The 17,695-nt window shown below is 66.9% G+C and carries 14 protein-coding genes; 5 read left to right on the top strand and 9 right to left on the bottom strand.

All coding sequences use genetic code 11. The features are described from left to right. The first annotated feature begins 117 nt into the window (after window positions 1-117). Window positions 118-846 carry a monofunctional biosynthetic peptidoglycan transglycosylase gene (gene mtgA, locus ASE67_RS11735; protein WP_055761106.1) on the top strand — a complete coding sequence of 243 codons (729 nt, stop codon included), beginning with the start codon at window positions 118-120 and terminating at the stop codon, window positions 844-846. A gap of 193 nt (window positions 847-1,039) precedes the next feature. Here the strand turns inward: mtgA and ASE67_RS11730 are convergent, their stop codons facing one another. The 5 genes from ASE67_RS11730 to ASE67_RS11710 all read right to left on the bottom strand — a co-directional run bounded on the left by ASE67_RS11730 (window position 1,040) and on the right by ASE67_RS11710 (window position 7,946). Further along, a complete protein-coding gene (locus ASE67_RS11730; protein ID WP_055761104.1) occupies window positions 1,040-1,288 on the bottom strand; it encodes a hypothetical protein in 249 nt (82 codons plus the stop codon). A gap of 77 nt (window positions 1,289-1,365) precedes the next feature. After that, entirely contained in the window at window positions 1,366-1,689 is a 324-nt protein-coding gene (locus ASE67_RS11725; protein WP_055761101.1) for a YbaB/EbfC family nucleoid-associated protein, read from the bottom strand. Beyond that, window positions 1,686-3,332: a DNA polymerase III subunit gamma/tau gene (locus tag ASE67_RS11720; RefSeq protein ID WP_055761098.1), complete on the bottom strand. Its 1,647-nt coding sequence runs from the start codon at window positions 3,330-3,332 to the stop codon at window positions 1,686-1,688. The genes ASE67_RS11725 and ASE67_RS11720 overlap by 4 nt, the downstream gene beginning before the upstream one ends. Window positions 3,333-3,950: 618 nt before the next feature. Continuing rightward, the gene (locus tag ASE67_RS11715) at window positions 3,951-5,807 is read right to left on the bottom strand and encodes an ABC-F family ATP-binding cassette domain-containing protein (protein WP_055761096.1); all 1,857 of its coding nucleotides are present in this window, start codon (window positions 5,805-5,807) and stop codon (window positions 3,951-3,953) included. A gap of 411 nt (window positions 5,808-6,218) precedes the next feature. Further along, window positions 6,219-7,946, bottom strand: a complete 1,728-nt coding sequence (locus ASE67_RS11710; RefSeq protein ID WP_055761093.1) for a class I adenylate-forming enzyme family protein — start codon at window positions 7,944-7,946, stop codon at window positions 6,219-6,221. Between the two features lie 181 nt (window positions 7,947-8,127). Here ASE67_RS11710 and ASE67_RS11705 point away from each other — a divergent pair, with 181 nt between their 5' ends. From ASE67_RS11705 to ASE67_RS11690, 4 genes are read left to right on the top strand one after another with little or no spacing between them, the layout of a single operon-like run. Beyond that, complete coding sequence (locus ASE67_RS11705) at window positions 8,128-10,152, top strand: 3-hydroxyacyl-CoA dehydrogenase NAD-binding domain-containing protein (RefSeq protein ID WP_055761088.1); 2,025 nt, start codon at window positions 8,128-8,130, stop codon at window positions 10,150-10,152. Next, window positions 10,149-11,327 (top strand): acyl-CoA dehydrogenase family protein, encoded by a 1,179-nt coding sequence (locus tag ASE67_RS11700; RefSeq protein WP_055761085.1) that lies wholly within the window; start codon window positions 10,149-10,151, stop codon window positions 11,325-11,327. Before ASE67_RS11705 ends, ASE67_RS11700 begins: the two co-directional genes overlap by 4 nt. 22 nt (window positions 11,328-11,349) lie before the next feature. Further along, a complete protein-coding gene (locus ASE67_RS11695) occupies window positions 11,350-12,474 on the top strand; it encodes an acyl-CoA dehydrogenase family protein (RefSeq protein WP_055761082.1) in 1,125 nt (374 codons plus the stop codon). Further along, window positions 12,474-13,346 carry an acyl-CoA thioesterase gene (locus ASE67_RS11690; protein WP_200922210.1) on the top strand — a complete coding sequence of 291 codons (873 nt, stop codon included), beginning with the start codon at window positions 12,474-12,476 and terminating at the stop codon, window positions 13,344-13,346. Before ASE67_RS11695 ends, ASE67_RS11690 begins: the two co-directional genes overlap by 1 nt. 115 nt (window positions 13,347-13,461) lie before the next feature. Here ASE67_RS11690 and ASE67_RS11685 read toward each other — a convergent pair whose 3' ends face one another. The 4 genes from ASE67_RS11685 to ASE67_RS11670 are packed head-to-tail and all read right to left on the bottom strand — an operon-like array spanning window position 13,462 to window position 17,643. Then, a complete protein-coding gene (locus ASE67_RS11685; RefSeq protein ID WP_055761075.1) occupies window positions 13,462-14,541 on the bottom strand; it encodes a catalase family protein in 1,080 nt (359 codons plus the stop codon). A 60-nt stretch (window positions 14,542-14,601) separates the two neighbouring features. Continuing rightward, entirely contained in the window at window positions 14,602-15,396 is a 795-nt protein-coding gene (locus ASE67_RS11680; RefSeq protein WP_235511892.1) for an SDR family NAD(P)-dependent oxidoreductase, read from the bottom strand. Next, window positions 15,396-16,409 carry a phosphotransferase family protein gene (locus ASE67_RS11675; protein ID WP_055761069.1) on the bottom strand — a complete coding sequence of 338 codons (1,014 nt, stop codon included), beginning with the start codon at window positions 16,407-16,409 and terminating at the stop codon, window positions 15,396-15,398. Before ASE67_RS11675 ends, ASE67_RS11680 begins: the two co-directional genes overlap by 1 nt. Further along, the gene (locus ASE67_RS11670; protein ID WP_055761676.1) at window positions 16,399-17,643 is read right to left on the bottom strand and encodes an acyl-CoA dehydrogenase family protein; all 1,245 of its coding nucleotides are present in this window, start codon (window positions 17,641-17,643) and stop codon (window positions 16,399-16,401) included. The genes ASE67_RS11675 and ASE67_RS11670 overlap by 11 nt, the downstream gene beginning before the upstream one ends. Window positions 17,644-17,695: the final 52 nt, after the last annotated feature.

Here is a 17,695-nt window from a genome sequence, read left to right as displayed (position 1 = left end):
CCGCCCCTTCGTCATCCCGGCGAAGGCCGGGATCCATAACCCATGTCGCCCACGGCTCCTGCAACAACGCCAGTTGCCACCTTGCCCTTCCCCGCTTGCTACCGCTAGCGAGCTTCCATGCCCGCCCGCTCCGCATCCCGCCCAAAGTCCACCGCTAACCACAGCAACTGGGGCCGCCGCCTTACCGGCTGGGCCATCAAACTCGTCCTCGGCTTCGTAATCCTCTCGGTCCTCTGGGTCCTGATCCTGCGGTTCGTCCCCCCGCCGATCACCATCACCATGCTGGGCGACGTGCCGACCGGCCACGGCGTCACCAAATCGTGGCGCCCGCTGTCGAAGATCGACCCCGACATGCCCCGCGCGGTCATCGCCGGCGAAGACAGCCGCTTCTGCGCGCATAACGGCTTCGACTATCTCGCCATCGCCAACGCCGCCCGCCGCAACGCCGAGGGCGGACGCATCCGCGGCGGATCGACCATCAGCCAGCAGACCGCGAAGAACGTCTTTCTATGGCAGGGCGGCGGCTATTTCCGCAAGGCAATGGAAGCCTATTTCACCGTCCTGATCGAAGCGATGTGGGGCAAGCGGCGGATCATGGAGGTCTATTTGAACGTCGCCGAAACCGGCATCGGCACCTACGGCGTGGAGGCCGGCACCCGCCGCTATTTCAAGCACGGCGCCGACAAGATGGGCGCACGCGAAGCGGCCCAGATCGCCGCAGTGCTACCGCTGCCCAAAAAGCGCGCCGGCATCGCCCCGACCGGCTTCACCCGCCGCTACGCCCGCACAATCGAACGCCGCATCGGCATCGTGCAGCGCGAACGGCTGGACAGCTGCCTCAAATAACCGCCCCCCCGTCATCCCGGCGAAGGCCGGGATCCATGGTCACGAAACGCCGGCGGCTCCATCGAACCGCCCCGTATCCATGGATCCCGGCCTGCGCCGGCATGACGAATTGGCCGACGGCACCGCGCAACAAAAGACGTCACCCCAGCGAAGGCTGAAGTGACGTTCGTGGCACATGGATGCCGCACCGACCTTACTTGGTCGCCCGATCCACCGCGTCGCCTGCCTTGTCCGCCGCAGCGCCAACGCTCTTAGCCGCCGACGTCACCGCGCCGGTCCGGGCATTGTCGTTGTTCGCGTTGTTCAGCAAGAAATAGGCGCCGACGATCACCGCGAGCAGGATGGCGAGGCCAATCAACAGCCCGCCGCCCGATCCGCGCCGTTCGACGATGACCGTCTGCGGTGCGCCATTGGGGTTCGTTTCGATCCGGTCGCGGTCCATGGCATCCTCTCCCTGTCAGGTTGATGTGCCCAAGAACCGTCACGCCAGCCGCTTGTTCCAGCAGCGTACCGAACCGCTCAGAATGGCAGCTTGAACCCCGGCGGCAGCGGCAGGCCGTTGGTCAGCTTCGACATTTCGGTCGAGCTCGCCGCATCCGCCTTCGCCCGCGCATCGTTGAACGCCGCGACGATCAGGTCTTCCAGCATCTGCTTCTCGCCCGGCTGGAGCAGCGAATCGTCGATATCGACGCCCAGGATGCGCCCCTTGGCCGACGCGCGGACCTTCACCAGCCCGCCGCCCGATTGTCCGTCCACCTCGATCGTGTCGAGGTTCGCCTGCGCCTTGGTCAGTTCGTTCTGCACGTTCTGCGCCATGGCCATGATGTCGTCGAGATTCTTCATCGCGCGATACTCCCGTCGCTGCGTTGCCAATGATCGAGGGTGGCGTCCGGAAACGCCGCCAGTGCCGCCTGTACCAGCGGCGACTTGAGAACCTGTTCGCGTTCCGATTCCGCCTTGGCCGTTTCCTGTTCGCGCAAGGTCGGTTCCCCCGCACCCTCGCCGATCAGAACGCGCCAATGGCTGCCGGTGATCCCCTTCAGCGCATTTTCCAGATCACGGGTAAAGTCGGTGGGCAAGGGCCGCGCCCCGCCCAGCTCGACCAGCTGCGGCTCCAGCCGGATCAGCCGCGCGCAATTGCGAAACTGCGCCTCCAGCGAATGGCGCCCATGCTTCGACAGCAACGCCGCAATCTGCTCGGCCGTCTCGGGCAGCGGATCGGCCACCGCCACCGGTTCGGCGGCCGGCGCAGGTGCCGGAGCGGCAGGCGCCCCGATCGCCGGCACCTGCCCGGCGGCCAGCTGCTTCGCCAGCGTCCCCGGATCGGGCAGCGACGATGCATGGACGATCCGCAGCAACGCCATTTCGCACGCCTCGATCGGCAGCGCCGCGCGCGACACTTCCTCATGGCCCTTCAGCAGCAACTGCCACAACCGGTGCAGCATCGGAAACGACAGCGCGCTCCACGCATCGAACGCGTCGCGCTCCTCCGCCGACTGGCCCGGACCGCGGTCGCCGCCGACCTTGACGATCGTCACCGCATGCACCGTTTCCAGCAGCGTCCGCAGCACCGACGCCGGATCGACGCCCAGATCATATTGCGCGCGCAGCGCCTTGAGCGCCCCCGGCGCATCGGCCTTCAGCAACAGGTCGAACAGCGTGCGGATCGCCCCGCGATCCGACAGGCCCAGCATCTGCCGCACCGCATCGGCGCGCACGCCTTCGCCGTCCAGCCCGCCATGCGCGATCGCCTGGTCGAGGATCGACAACCCGTCGCGCGCCGACCCTTCGGCCGCGCGCGCGATCAGTTGCAGCGCCTCCGGCTCGGCCTCGACCCCCTCGGCTTCCACGACATGCGCGAAATGCTGGCTAAGCAGATCGGCCGGAATCCGCCGCAGATCGAACCGCTGGCAGCGCGACAACACCGTCACCGGCACCTTGTGCACCTCGGTCGTCGCCAGCAGGAACTTGACGTGCGCGGGCGGCTCTTCCAGCGTCTTCAGCAGCGCATTGAACGCTGGCGTCGACATCATGTGCACTTCGTCGATGATGTAGATCTTGAAGCGCGCCGACACCGCGGCATAGCGCACCGCCTCGGTCATTTCGCGCACGCTGTCGACGCCGTTGTTCGACGCGGCGTCGATCTCGATCACGTCGATATGCCGCCCCTCGGCAATCGCCCGGCACGGCTCGCACACCCCGCACGGATCGATCGTCGGCCCGCCCTGTCCGTCCGGCCCGATACAGTTCAGCGCCTTGGCGATCAGCCGCGCGGTCGACGTTTTGCCGACCCCGCGCACGCCGGTCAGCAGGAAGGCGTGCGCCAGCCGCCCGCGCTTGATCGCATTGCCCAGCGTCGTGACCATCGCATCCTGCCCGATCAGCTGGCTGAACGTCTGCGGCCGATATTTGCGCGCCAGCACGCGGTAGGGCTGCGCGGCGGCAGGCTGTTCGGGGATGTCGAGGGCGAGGAAGGAGTCGGACATTGGGGGTGTCTTAGCGGGTGGTGGCGGCGGTGTCGCCTGTCGTGCAAATGACCTTTGTCCGAATGTATCTCAGAAAGGTCCGGCGGACCGGTCTACGAAGCGCGTCTGACGCCCCGGTTCCCCGGCAGCGATCGTCGGGCGCAGTCTTGCACGAATGTCTTCAAGATGGGTGCGGGGCGCAATTCGCGCCGCCATTCTCCCACCGCAAAGACGATACGGTGCTCGGCGGCGCTGATCACCGAGGCCGGCGCGTAGCGGTCTACTTCGAGCGCATCCCCAGAGGTTGGCAGAGACCAGACCCGATCGTCCACGGTAAGGGTGAATTCTCGCGCGGCCATCGAATAACCGCCTGAGACAAGTGCGTAGCTCGGAGCGCCTCGGCAAGAGGCAGAGAAAACAGTCTGCTCTTGATCACCCCACCGATAGTCTAGACGAGTCGAGTACCCGTGGTGCTCCGGCCGGTATTCCCAGCCTGCATCGGAGCCTCCATTGGAGCCTGCGTCCCGACCGACTTCCCCACATGCTGTCGTCAGGATCAGGAACAGTGGCGCCAGAGAAGCGCACATCGTCCGCTTACGCATAAGCCCCTCGCCGCCATATAGGTTACACCAACAGCAACTACGCCGCCAAAGCCTCCAACGCTTCGTTCGCCTCCATCCACTTCGTCTCCGCCACCTCGATCTCGGTATCGAGGCTCGCGCGGCGCTTCATCAGCTGCGCCATGGTCAGCTTCGCCAGTGCCGGGATCGCGTTCCCCGCCATCGCCGCGTCCAGCGCATCGCGCTGTTCGGTCAGCCGCGCCAGATCGCGTTCGATCGCCTGCGCGCCCTTCTTCAGCACCTGCGCCTTTTCGCGCGCTTCGGCGGCGGCCTTGCGGTCGTTCTTCTTGTTGGCCTTGGCCGCCTTTTCCTTCGCCGAATTGCCGAGGATCAGCGCGATATAATCGTCGATCGTCCCGTCGAACTCCTTCGCGGTCCCCTCATCGACCAGCACCAGGCGGTCGGCGGTCGCCTCCAGCATGTGGCGGTCGTGGCTGACCAGCAGCACGCAGCCGGTATAGGCGTTGAGCGCCTGCACCAGCGCCTCACGCGCATCGACGTCCAGGTGGTTGGTCGGTTCGTCGAGGATCAGCATGTGCGGCGCATCGCGGGTGATCAGCGCCAGCGCGAGGCGCGCCCGCTCGCCACCCGACAGTTTGCCGACCAGCGTGATCGCCTTGTCGCCCGAAAAACCGAACCGCCCCAGCTGCGCCCGGACAGCAGCGGGCGACGCGCCCTTCATCTGGCGCGTCATATGCTCCAGCGGGGTGTCGTCGGTGCTCAGTTCCTCGACCTGATACTGGGTGAAATAGCCAACCTTCATCTTGCCCGCGGCGTTCATATCGCCGTCCATTGGCGCCAACTGCGCCGCCAGCAGCCGCGCCAGCGTCGTCTTGCCGTTGCCGTTGCGGCCCAACAGCGCGATGCGATCCTCGGGATCGATGCGCAGGTTCAGCCGCTTGAGGATCGGCGTATCGTTATACCCGACGCTCGCCATGTCGAGCGTGATGAGCGGCGGGCGCAGCTCGTCGGGATCGGGAAAGTCGAACGACAGGCTGGGGTCCTCCGCCATCGCCGCGATCGGCTTCATCTTGGCGAGGATCTTCAGCCGCGACTGCGCCTGCTTCGCGGTCGAGGCTCGCGCCGAGTTCTTGGCGACATATTCCTGCAGCTTGGCCCGCTGCGCCGCCTGGTTGACGCGCGCCGCCTCCAGCTGCGCCAGTCGTTCGGCGCGCTGCTTCTCGAACGCGTCATAGCCGCCCGGATAGAGCGTAATCTTGCCCTGGTGCAGGTGCAGGATATGGTCGACTACGTTGTTCAGGAAATCGCGTTCGTGGCTGACGACGACGATCGTCGCCTTGTAGCCTTTTAGGAAATCCTCCAGCCACATCACCGCTTCGAGGTCGAGGTGGTTCGACGGTTCGTCGAGCAGCAGCACATCGGGTTGGCTGAACAGCAACGCCGCCAGCGCCACGCGCATCCGCCAGCCACCCGAATAGCTCTCCAGCGGCCGGCCCTGCATTTCCTCGTCGAAGCCAAGCCCGACCAGAATCCGCGCTGCCCGCGCCGGCGCGCCGTACGCGTCGATCGCCAGCAACCGTTCGTGAATATCCCCCAGCCGGTCGGGATCGGTCACCGTCTCGGCATCGTGCATCAGCTTCGCACGCTCGACATCGGCTTCCAGCACGGTTTCGAACGGCGTCGCCTGTCCGGCGGGCGCTTCCTGCGCGACATAGCCTAGCCGCGACCCGCGCGGCATTTCCGCCACGCCGTTGTCGGGTTCGAGCTGTCCCGCGATCACCCGCACCAGCGTCGACTTGCCCGCGCCATTGCGCCCGATCAGCCCGACCCGGCTGCCCGGTGGCAGCGCCGCGCTGGCATTGTCGAGGATCGTCCGCCCGCCCAGGCGCACCGTGATACCGTTCAGATTGAGCATGGCGCGCCGCCTAGCAGTTTTCGCCGCGTTTGCGAAGAGCGGCGCGGAAGGCGCTTTCCTACACGGCACCGCCCCGCCATGATCCGCCCCGGCCGCATGGCGCGCCCGCTCTTTGACCGGTCCGATTGCCTTCGCGCGCTGCACGAGCCCTGCGCATTCCGATGCCTTGGACGTCAATCCCAGTGAAGGCTGGAATCACCGTCGATACGGGCCAAGATCAACGCCGCGGCTGCTGGAGCGATCGTTATTGCAACTGAATAGCAGCGCGGCGTGAATTGCGTCGCGAGTGTGAACTTAGTGAACTTTGGCCGTTTTTCGCAGCCTCAGCCACGCCACGGGCAAAGCCCGTGCCGTCGGACGGCGCTCCCCGCGCCGCCGGCCGGCCGCGCCTTGATGCGCGGCATAGCGCTGCTATGCCTGGCCCGGCGCGGCAAACATCTGACGAAGCTCGCTCTTCAAAATCTTCCCATTGGCGTTGCGCGGCAGCACCGTGTCGGAAAACCGCACCATCACCGGCACCTTGAAGCCGGCAAGCCGCGCACGAACGAAGTCCTGCAACTCGCCCTCGCTCGCCTCGCAGCCGGGGCACAGGTGAACGACGGCGGCCGGCACCTCGCCCAGCACCCGGTCGGGCACGCCAACCAGCGCGGCGTCGGTGACCGACGGATGCGCGTACAGCACGTCCTCGACCTCGATCGAATAGATATTCTCGCCGCCACGGATGATGATGTCCTTCGCCCGGTCGACGATGGTGCAGAACCCCTCGTCATCCAGCCGCGCCAGGTCGCCGGTCCGGACCCAGCCGTCGATGAAGGTCTGCGCGGCCTCCTCCGGTGCATTCCAGTATCCGCGCACGATCATCGGTCCCCGCGCCCACAGCTCGCCGACCGCCCCCACTGGCTGTTCGGTCGTGCCATCGGGGCCGACGATCTTCAGGTCGGCGACCGGCACCGGCGCGCCGCAGCTGGTCGGGCGGGCCAGATAATCCTCGCCGACATGCTGGGTGACGGTCGCCATCGTCTCGGTCATGCCCCAGCCATTGCCGGGCAGCGCGCCGAACACCTCATAGATGCGCTTCACCAGATCGGGCGCGGACGGCGCGCCGCCATATTGTACGACCTCCAGAGACGACAGGTCGTGGTTCGCGCGATCGGGATGCTCCAGCAACTGCCACGCGATGGTCGGCACCCCGCCGGTCACCTGCACCCGCTCCCGCTCGATCAGCTTTAGGGCCTCACCCGCATCCCATTTGCGCATCAGCACCAAGGTCGTGCCGCCAACCAGCGCCCCCATCAACGATGCGCTGCACGCCGTCACATGAAAGAACGGGATGACCAGCAACCCGACCTTCGGCTGTGGCTCGGGCGGCATCTCGCCGCGCCGCAGATACGACCGCGCGGCGACATAGGCCGCCGACAGGATATTGGTCGACAGGTTGCGATGCGTGCCCAGCGCCCCCTTCGGCCGCCCGGTCGTGCCGCTGGTGTAAAAGATCGTTGCCGGATCGTCGGGCGCGATCACGACGTCGGACAGCGGCACCTCGGGCAAGGTCGCATACCCGGCACAATCGCCGATCACGTCCTCCAGCCGCCGCTCGATACCGGTCAGCGGCACCCGCGCCCGTGCTACGATAACCTGCTCCAGCCCCGGCATCGCGCCATAATCGCCGCCCAGCCGATCATGCCGCTGCCGGTCGACGATCAACACCCGCGCACCCGAATCATTGACGCCGTAGGCCAGCTCCTGCGGGCTCCACCACGCGTTGAGCGGCACACAGATCGCTCCCGTCGCCACGATCGCGAAGAAGGCGACCGGCCATTCGGGCATGTTGCGCATCGCCAGCGCCACCCGGTCCCCCTTGCCGACCCCCATCGCGCCCAGCTCGGCGGCCAATGTCGCGATGGCGCGATATTGCGCGTCATAGGTGACACGCTGATCCTCATGGATCGTCGCCAGCCGGTCGCCATGGGTGCGCGACAGCGCGATCAGCTGCGTCAGATTGGCCGGCGCATTCTTCCAGACGCGCGTCTCGATCCCGTCGATCAAGGCGCTATCCATCTCGAACGGCTGGCCCGGCGCGGTCAGCGCGGCCTGCACCTGCGCCATCGACATGCGCGGCCAGTCGGACGGCACCGCCATCGTTGCTTCGTCACCTGCCACGCAACCGCTCCCGCACTATTGTCGAAGGTCGGGTTTGCCCCGCCGCTCCGCTTTTCGATGCTGCGCACTATTGATTGTCATTCCGCGAAAGGCAATAGAATGCGGCAACACTGCCGGCGTTTAGAAGGACCGGTATGGCAACTTATGGAGAAGGCCCGACATGTCCGTGACCACCGAACGCCATGGCGACGTCCTGGTCGTACTGGCCGACAATCCGCCGGTAAACGCCCTTTCGGCCGCCGTCCGCACCGGGCTGAAGGCCGCGATCGAGGAAGCCGCCGCCGACGATGCGGTGCGCGCGGTCGTCATCGCCTGCGCCGGGCGGACCTTCTTCGCCGGGGCCGACATCACCGAATTCGGCAAGCCGCCGGTCGAACCGATGCTGCCCACGCTGGTCGACCAGATCGAGGCATCGGACAAGCCGGTCGTCGCCGCGATCCACGGAACGGCGCTGGGCGGCGGGTGCGAGGTCGCGATCGCCAGCCATTATCGCATCGCCGTCCCCAGTGCGAAGCTCGGCACGCCCGAGGTGAAGCTCGGCCTGCTCCCCGGCGCCGGCGGCACCCAGCGCCTGCCGCGTCTGGCCGGTGTCGCGGTCGCGCTGGAGATGGTGGCGAAGGGCGATCCGATTTCGGCCAGGAAGGCGCTGGATGCCGGCATCGTCGACCGGCTGGCCGACGAGGACAGCCTGCTCACCGACGCCATCGCCTTCGCCCGCGACGTCGCCGACGTCCGCCCCATCCCCCGCGCGTCCGAACGCTCGCTTTCGCCCGATCCGGAAGCCGTCGCCGCGTTCGAACAGGCGAATGCCCGCCGTTTCCGGGGCTTCGACGCCCCCGCCACCAACATCGCCTGCATCGTGAAGGCGACCGAAACCCCCTATGCGGAAGGGGCCGAATTCGAACGGCAGCAGTTCATGCAGCTGATGTTCGGCGTCCAGTCGGCCGCACAGCGCCACATCTTCTTTGCCGAACGCAAGGCATCGAAGATCGACGGGATCGCCGACGACGTGAAGCTCCGCCCGATCCACCGGGTCGGCATCATCGGCGCGGGCACGATGGGCGGCGGCATCGCGATGAACTTCCTGTCGGCCGGCATCCCCGTCACCATCGTCGAGATGCAGCAGGACGCGCTCGACCGCGGTACCGCGACCATCCGCAAGAACTACGACGCGACCGCTGCCAAGGGGCGGATGAAGCCCGAACAGGTTGATCAGGCGATGGGCCTGCTCACCCCCACGCTCGACCTGAACGCGCTGGCCGATGTCGATCTGGTGATCGAGGCGGTATATGAGGAAATGTCGGTCAAGCAGGACATTTTCGGGAAGCTTGACGCGATCTGCAAACCCGGTGCGATCCTGGCTTCGAACACCAGCTATCTCGACGTCAACGTCATCGCCGGCGCGACGAAGCGGCCGCAGGACGTGGTGGGCCTGCATTTCTTCTCGCCCGCCAATGTCATGAAACTGCTGGAGATCGTGCGCGGCGATGCGACCGCCGACGACGTGCTGGCAACCGCGATGGCGCTGGCAAAGAAGATCCGCAAGGTCGCGGTGATCGCCGGCGTCTGCCACGGCTTCATCGGCAACCGCATGCTGGAGCCGCGTCAGGTCGAGGCGATGAAGCTGCTGCTGGAGGGCGCAACGCCCGAACAGGTCGATCGCGTCCATGTCGCCTTCGGCATGCCGATGGGGCCGTTCCAGATGGCCGACCTGGCCGGCGTCGACATCGGCTGGCACCGCGACCCGAACCGGATCGAGAATCTCCGCGACGCCCTCGCTGCGGAGGGCCGCTGGGGCCAGAAGAAGCAGGCCGGCTTCTACGATTACGATGCGAAGCGCACGCCGTCGAACAGCCCGCGCGTCGCCGAGGTCATCGACGATTTCCGCCAGCGGACCAACACCCCGCAGCACGATGTCACCGATCAGGAAATCGTCGAACGCACACTCTACACCATGGTCAACGAGGGCGCGAAGATTCTGGAGGAGGGCAAGGCGCAGCGCGCGTCCGATATCGATGTCGTCTGGATCTATGGCTATGGCTGGCCGGTCTATCGCGGCGGGCCGATGTTCTGGGCCGATACCGAGGGGCTGAAAAAGATCGTCGAAGGCCTCGACCGCCACGGTTTCGAGGTCTCCCCGCTGCTGCGCGAAAAGGCCGAGCAGGGCGGGAGGTTCTCGGCATGAGCGATCTTGCCCAATTCCGCGCCGACACTCGCGCGTGGCTGGAAGAGAACTGCCCGCCCTCGATGCGTGAGCCGGTTCGTTCGGACAGGGACGTGACCTGGGGCGGGCGTAACCCGACCTATGCCAATCCCGACCAGAAACTCTGGCTCGACCGGATGGCCGCGCGCGGCTGGACCGTGCCCGACTGGCCGACGGCCTATGGCGGCGGCGGCCTGTCGCCGGCGGAAGCGAAGATATTACGCGAGGAAATGGCGGCAATACATGCCCGCAACCCGCTCTATTCGTTCGGTATCTCGATGCTCGGCCCCGCACTGCTAAAGTACGGCACCGAGGCGCAGAAGCAGGAGCATCTACCCAGGATCGCCCGCGGCGAAATCCGCTGGTGCCAGGGCTATAGCGAACCCGGCGCCGGCTCCGACCTCGCGGGCCTTCAGACCAGCGCGGTCGAGGATGGCGACGACTTCATCGTCAACGGGCAGAAGGTGTGGACCAGCTATGCCGACAAGGCGGACTGGATCTTTTGCCTCGTCCGCACCGACCGCACGACCAAGCAGGGCGGCATCAGCTTCCTGCTGTTCGACATGGCCTCGCCCGGCGTCACCACCCGCCCGATCAAGCTGATTTCCGGCAACTCCCCCTTCTGCGAAACCTTCTTCGACGATGTGCGCGTGCCCAAGGCCAATCTGGTCGGCGAGCGGAACAAGGGCTGGGACGTCGCGAAGTATCTGCTCGGCCATGAGCGGGAGATGATTTCCGGCATGGGGCTGACCGACGATCGCCCGCTGATCGATCGCGCGGTGGCGACGGTCGGGCTGGACGCGCAAGGCCGGCTGGCCGACCCGATGCTCCGCGCGGCGATCGCGACGTTCGACGTCCGCGCCCGCGCCTTCGCCGCCATGTCCGAACGTTTCCGCGACGAACTGAAGGCCAACCGTGCGCACCCTGCCCAGCCCAGCATGATGAAATATGTCGGGACCGAGCTGAACAAGACCCGCCACGAACTGACGATGGCGGCGGGCGGCAGCGACCTGCTCGAATGGGAGGGTGCCGACAGCAACGACGGGGCCGCCGCCCGCACATGGCTGCGGACCAAGGCCAATTCGATCGAGGGCGGCACGTCCGAAATCCAGCTCAACATCGTCGCGCGTCGTATCCTCGACCTGCCGACCCAGTGACCTTCTGCCAGGAATTGCCACCATGCCCCTGTTTCTGAACGAAGATCAGACGATGCTCGCCGACACCGCGCGCGAGTTTTTGAGCGAAGCCGCCCCGGTCGCGCACCTGCGCACGTTGCGCGATGCCAACGATCCGACCGGGTTCGACCGCGACCTGTGGGCGAAGTTCGCCGAGATGGGCTTTACCGGCATGATGGTGCCCGAAAGCGCCGGCGGGCTGGGCCTCGGCCATGTCGAGGCCGGGATCGTGCTGGAGGAGATCGGTCGCAACCTGTCGCCCTCCCCCTTCCTCACCACCTCGGTCGCCGCCGTCGCCGCGCTGACCGGGACGACGGCGGGCGAGCGTTGGCTGCCCGCAATCGCCGTCGGCAAGACCGTCGCGGCGCTCGCCATCGACGAGCGCGCCAAGCATGACGACCGCATCGCCCTGAAGGCCGAGCGCGCCGGCAACGGCTTCCGCCTGTCGGGCACCAAGCAGTTCGTGACCCACGGCCATGTCGCCGACCTGATCCTCGTCGTCGCCCGCACCGCCGGCAGCGCGGAGGACAAGGACGGCCTGACCCTGTTCGCGCTCCCCGCCGACACGCCGGGCCTGACCGCCGATCCGCGCCGGCTGGTCGACAGCAGCATCGCCGCGCGGCTGACCTTCGATGTGATGGTCGATGGCGACGCGGTGGTCGGCGACGTCGATGGCGGCGGCACCCCGCTTGCCCGCCTGCTGTCCGCCGCCCGCACCGGCGCTGCGGCGGAGTCGCTCGGGGTCGGTGACGGCGCCGCCACCCGCACGCTCGACTATCTGCGCCAGCGCAAGCAATTCGGCCAGACCATCGGCAGCTTCCAGGCGCTGCAACACCGCGCCGCGCACCTCTATTCGGAACTGGAGGTCGCCCGCGCCGCCGTGCTGAAGGCGCAGCAGCTGCTTGATGACGCGCATGCCGATGCCGACCTCGCCGTATCGGTGGCCAAGGCAATGGCCGGCATGGCCGCCACGCTGTCGGTGCAGGAGGCGGTGCAGATGCATGGCGGCATCGGCATGACCGACGCGGCGGACATCGGCTTCTTCATGAAGCGCGCCCGCGTCCTGACCGAGATGTTCGGCGATATCGGCTATCACGGCGACCGCGTGGCCCGCGCCGGGGGCTATTGATGGAGCCAACGCCTGCCGACCTGATCGCTGGCCTTGTCCGCCTGCTCGATATCGAGGAGATCGACACCGACCTGTATCGTGGCGCCCGCAATCCCGGCGGGGTCGGTCGCGTGTTCGGCGGACAGGTGATCGCACAGGCATTGCAGGCCGCCCAGCGTTCGATCGGCGGGGAAAAGATCGCCCATTCGCTCCACGCCTATTTCCTGCGCGCAGGCGACGAGCAGCATCCGATCGTCTACCGCGTGGTGCGCGATTTCGCCGGACGCAGCTTCGCCAACGCCCGCGTCATTGCAATGCAACGTGGGCAGGCGATCCTGAACATGGCGGCGTCGTTCCAGCTGCCCGAAGAGGGTCTAGCGCATCAGGACGCGATGCCCGACGTGCCACCGCCGGAGGCTTTGCCGACCGACCGCGACCTGCGCGAGGCGATGCAGGAGCGTATCCCCGAGAAATATCGCCGCCTATTCCTGCGCGCCCGCCCGATCGAAATCCGTCCGGTCGAGGCGGAACACTGGACCGACCCGAGCCGCCGCGCGCCGCTCCAGCATGGCTGGTTCCGCGCCGCCGCGCCGATCGGCGACGACATGACGCTGCACCGCGCGATCCTGGCCTATGCCAGCGACATGATGCTGCTCGGCACCTGCATGTTGCCGCACGGCATCCACTGGATGATGGACAAGATGCAGACCGCCAGCCTCGACCATGCGCTGTGGCTCCACGAACCGTTCCGCGCCGACGACTGGCTCCTCTACCAGACCGACAGCCCCTGGGCCGGCCACGCCCGCGGCTTCAACCGCGGCCGTTTCTTCAGCCGCTACGGGCGATTGGTGGCCAGCGTCGCGCAGGAGGGGTTGGTGCGGGTGCGGGAATAGCGCATTCCATTGCGATCGTACCCCCGCGCAGGCGGGCGCGCAGGATTACTCTGTCCCGAAGCTGCTATTTGCCGCCCTAGGCTCCCGCCTGCGCGGGAGCACGATTTGGGCTGGTTCAACCCGGCTCGTGCAACGGACACCCGTTGAACCGCCGGCGATAGTCCGCCGAATGGTCATAGATCGGCTTGCGCACCCGGTTGACCCCGCCCAGCGGCTGATGCGCGGCAAGCCCGGTCCACACGCTGAACCGCAGATTTTCATCAACCTCGGCCACCTTGTCCGCCGACCAGCTGTCCTGGGGATCGGTGCGGATCGTCGCGACGGTGAGGTACGGGCTGACCTCCTCCGGCCACGGCGTCGCCGCATCCTCGATCGGCTGGGCGTCGGTATCGCGCAGCAGCTGCACGCGGACCTCCCACGCGCCGCGCACCTTGCCCGCATCCGCCTGCATATCCTCGCGGATCGCGTCCGGACGACCGCTGGTGTCGATCACCGTATCGGTCAGCGCGATCAGGTCGGGCGACACCGGCACCAGCTGATATTTCGCGACGAACGCGCCGTGGCGAAATGGCGTGGCGGAGAAATAGGTCTCGCCCAGCGGGTGGACGTTTTTCGATCCGCCCATCGTCTTCAGCAACGTGCTCTCGGTCCCGACCGCCTCCAGTGCCGCCTCGGCCCCGCGCAGGACATAGGACAGCGCCTTCTTGGCCCATTCCGCCTTGTCGGTGGTCTTCGCCAGCAGCTTGAGGTTGCCCGCGAATTTCTGCGGCGTCGGCGCGGCAAAGGCCGGCGCGTTGACCATCACGAAATCCTGCGTCCGCCCTTCCGCGCCCGGCAGCCGTTCGCCGTCGACGTCCAACACCTTCCACGCGAGACCGCGCGGCAAACCGATCGCATCGTCGAGGATATCGCCCGGATTGGTCGAAAACCGCATCACCACCGGATGCGTCCCCGGCGTCGCGAACAGCCCCTGCGCCACTTCCGGCGGCAGGTCGTCATGGATGGTCAGCTCGCCCTTCAGGATGCCGTGCCCCTTGGCATGGACCGCGCGCACCGCCTTGCCATAATCCTTGGACGTCGTTTCGAGGATGGTGTCGAACGACTGCTCCATCTGCGCGACCGTCGCCGCCTCATCGGGCTGCGGCTGTTCCAGCCCGGCCGAATAGCGGATCGGCGGTTTCAGCGTGGCGGTCATGTGGCAAACTCCTTGCATCTTGCAACGAGAAGCGCCGGCCACCCACTTCGTTCCGCCCGATCAGACGGCGGTACGCCCGTAATCCTGCCGTGTGACCGGATGGCTCGACGACAACCCGCCATCGACCGCCCATGCCTGTCCGTTGACATAGCTGGCCTCTGTTGAGGCGAGGAACAGCACCACCGCCGCCACCTCCTCCGGCTCGCCACCCCGGCGCAGCGGGTTCAGCCGCCCGATCCGCGCTTCCTTGCCATGCTGGCGGGCATGGTCGTACACCATCGCGGTCATGCCGGTTTCGATCAGGCCGGGGCATATCGCATTCACCCGCACGCCCGATCCCGACAGCTGTTGCGCGGCGGTCTGAACCAGGTTGATGACCCCCGCCTTCGACGCCGAATAGGGTGCCCCGCCCGCGCCCGATCGCAGCCCGGCCACGCTGGCGGTACACACGATCGCCCCGCCGCCCGCCGCTGCCATGATCGGCGCGGCATGGCGGATCGCCAGGAACGGGCCGATCAGATTGACCCGCAAAATCTCCGCCCAGTCCTCCGCCGTCGTGTCGAACAGCCCGGCGATCCCACCGGAGATGCCGGCATTGGCATGCACCACATCGATCCCGCCGAACGTCTCAACCGCCAGCGCGATCACCCGCGCGACATCCGCGTCTTCGCCGGCATCCATGGCACAGGCGACCGCGCGGCCGCCCATGTCGCCGATCATCGCGGCCGTTACGTCTGCCTGCGCAACATCGCCGCACACCACCCCGGCCCCTTCACGAGCAAAGGCCAAAGCGGTCGCCCGCCCGATCCCCGATCCCGCACCGGTGACCAATACCGACTTGCCATCGAACCGCATCACGCGCCTGCCTTCTTCGCGAAATCCCATGCCATCGCCGCCAGCATCGGCACGCGCTCGGCCATTGCCGCCGCCTGCGCGCTGGCGGCATTGCCGTCGCGCACGCGCTGCTTGATGCCCTGAACGATCCCGGTCAGGCGGAACAGGTTATAGGCGAAATACCATTCCAGCTTCGGCACGTCCGCCCGGCCTGTCGCGGTGCAATAGCGCGCCACCACCTCGCCCATCGTCGGGATGCCACTGTCGCCGCCGGCCAGCCCCTTGATTCCCGACCGACCGTCCGGCTCGGTGCCCCAGTTCATCAGCAGATAGGTGAAGTCGGCCAGCGGATCGCCCAGCGTCGACAACTCCCAGTCGAGCACCGCGACGACGCGCGGCTCCCCTTCGGCAAAGATCAGATTGTCGATTCGGTAGTCACCATGGACGATCGCGGTGCGATCCTGCGTCGGGACGGTGCGCGGCAACCATTCGATCAGCCGCTCGACATCGGGGAGGTCGTCCGTCTGGCTCGCGCGATACTGCCGGGTCCAGCGCGCCACCTGCCGCTCGAAATAATTGCCGGGCTTGCCATAATCGCCAAGGCCCACCGCAACCGGATCGATCGCGTGCAGCGCGGCCAACGCGTCGATCATCGCATCATAATGCGCCCGCCGCTCGGCCGGCGTCATGTCCGGCATCGACCCGTCCCAGATCGTCCGCCCCGCGACCCGCTCCATCAGGTAGAAGGGCGCACCGATCACGTCGGCATCCTCGCACAGCGCAATCGGACGGGGCACCGGAAACCCTGTCGGGTGCAGCGCGGAAATCAGGGCAAATTCGCGCTCGATGGCATGGGCGCTGGGCAAGAGCGGCCCGAACGGTTTCCGCCGCAACACGAACGACCCGGCGGACAGGTCGACGCGGTAGGTCGGATTGCTCTGCCCGCCCGGATAGCGCGTAATCTCGACCGGTCCCGCACCCACCGTCGCCGCCAGCCACGGCTCCATCCGCGCAAGGTCGAGGTCACCGGCCATCGGCCACCTTCGCGAATTCGGCGCGGGCGATGGCGCGGTTGTGCACCTCGTCCGGCCCATCGGCAAAGCGCAGCGTGCGCACCCCGGCCCACGCCGCGGCCAGCGGGAAATCCTCCGACACGCCGCCCCCGCCATGCGCCTGGATCGCATCGTCGAGGATCTGCAGCGCCATCGTCGGTGCCTGCACCTTGATCATCGCGATCTCGCCCTGCGCCGCCTTGTTACCCGCACGGTCCATCATGTCGGCCGCCTTCAGGCACAGCAGCCGCGTCATCTCGATATCGATCCGCGCGCGGGCAACCCGCTGTTCCCAGATCGAGTGTTCCGCGATCGCCTTGCCGAACGCCACGCGCGATTGCAGTCGCTTCGTCATCGCCGCCAGCGCCATTTCCGCAACGCCGATCGTCCGCATGCAATGGTGGATACGCCCCGGCCCAAGCCGCCCCTGCGCGATCTCGAACCCGCGCCCCTCGCCCAGCAACAGGTTCGCGGCGGGCACCCGCACCTGCTCCAGCACCACCTCGCCATGGCCGTGCGGGGCGTGGTCGTATCCATAGACGGGCAGCATCCGTTCGATCCGCACGCCCGGCGTATCCATCGGGACCAGGATCATGCTCTGTTGCTGGTGCCGGCGCGCATTCGGATCGGTCTTTCCCATCACGATCGCCACCTTGCAGCGCGGATCGCCGGTGCCCGACGACCACCATTTGCGCCCGTCGATCACATACTCATCGCCATCGCGCACGATCCGCGTCTCGATATTGGTCGCATCCGACGACGCCACCGCCGGCTCGGTCATCAGGAATGCGGAACGGATCGTGCCGTCCATCAACGGCCGCAGCCACGCCTCCTTCTGGTCGCGCGTGCCGTACCGGTGCAGCACCTCCATATTGCCGGTGTCGGGCGCGGAGCAGTTGAACACCTCGCTCGCCCAATGCCACCGGCCCATCTCCTCGGCACACAGCGCATATTCGACGTTGGACAGCTGCGTCCCCTCAAATGCGAAACTCTCATCCACCACCGGCGCGCCCGAATGGGGCGGCATGAACAGGTTCCAGAGGCCGGCGGCCTTTGCCTTGTCCTTCAGCGGCTCCAGCATCGCGACCGGGGCCCAGCGGTCGCCGCTCGCGACCTCCCGGTGATAATCATGGTCGGCGGGGGCAACATGTTCGGCGATGAATGCCGCAACGCGGTCGCGATATTCGGTTTCGCGCGCACTGAACCGAAAGTCCAACATCCGTCTCCCGTTGCAACTGTTTTGCCCGGTCTATGCCATACCGGATATT

This window comes from Sphingomonas sp. Leaf23 (genome assembly GCF_001421585.1).
Lineage (GTDB): Bacteria > Pseudomonadota > Alphaproteobacteria > Sphingomonadales > Sphingomonadaceae > Sphingomonas.
The sequence above is the reverse complement of the archived record's forward strand: the minus strand, read 5'-3'. Positions and strand labels throughout refer to the sequence as shown.

Bases quoted from the DNA above. Each gene is read 5' to 3' on its own strand.
- mtgA (WP_055761106.1), top strand. From the start codon at position 118: ATGCCCGCCCGCTCCGCATCCCGCCCAAAGTCCACCGCTAACCACAGC.
- ASE67_RS11730 (WP_055761104.1), bottom strand. From the start codon at position 1,288: ATGGACCGCGACCGGATCGAAACGAACCCCAATGGCGCACCGCAGACG.
- ASE67_RS11725 (WP_055761101.1), bottom strand. From the start codon at position 1,689: ATGAAGAATCTCGACGACATCATGGCCATGGCGCAGAACGTGCAGAAC.
- ASE67_RS11720 (WP_055761098.1), bottom strand. From the start codon at position 3,332: ATGTCCGACTCCTTCCTCGCCCTCGACATCCCCGAACAGCCTGCCGCC.
- ASE67_RS11715 (WP_055761096.1), bottom strand. From the start codon at position 5,807: ATGCTCAATCTGAACGGTATCACGGTGCGCCTGGGCGGGCGGACGATC.
- ASE67_RS11710 (WP_055761093.1), bottom strand. From the start codon at position 7,946: ATGGCGGTGCCGTCCGACTGGCCGCGCATGTCGATGGCGCAGGTGCAG.
- ASE67_RS11705 (WP_055761088.1), top strand. From the start codon at position 8,128: ATGTCCGTGACCACCGAACGCCATGGCGACGTCCTGGTCGTACTGGCC.
- ASE67_RS11700 (WP_055761085.1), top strand. From the start codon at position 10,149: ATGAGCGATCTTGCCCAATTCCGCGCCGACACTCGCGCGTGGCTGGAA.
- ASE67_RS11695 (WP_055761082.1), top strand. From the start codon at position 11,350: ATGCCCCTGTTTCTGAACGAAGATCAGACGATGCTCGCCGACACCGCG.
- ASE67_RS11690 (WP_200922210.1), top strand. From the start codon at position 12,474: ATGGAGCCAACGCCTGCCGACCTGATCGCTGGCCTTGTCCGCCTGCTC.
- ASE67_RS11685 (WP_055761075.1), bottom strand. From the start codon at position 14,541: ATGACCGCCACGCTGAAACCGCCGATCCGCTATTCGGCCGGGCTGGAA.
- ASE67_RS11680 (WP_235511892.1), bottom strand. From the start codon at position 15,396: ATGCGGTTCGATGGCAAGTCGGTATTGGTCACCGGTGCGGGATCGGGG.
- ASE67_RS11675 (WP_055761069.1), bottom strand. From the start codon at position 16,409: ATGGCCGGTGACCTCGACCTTGCGCGGATGGAGCCGTGGCTGGCGGCG.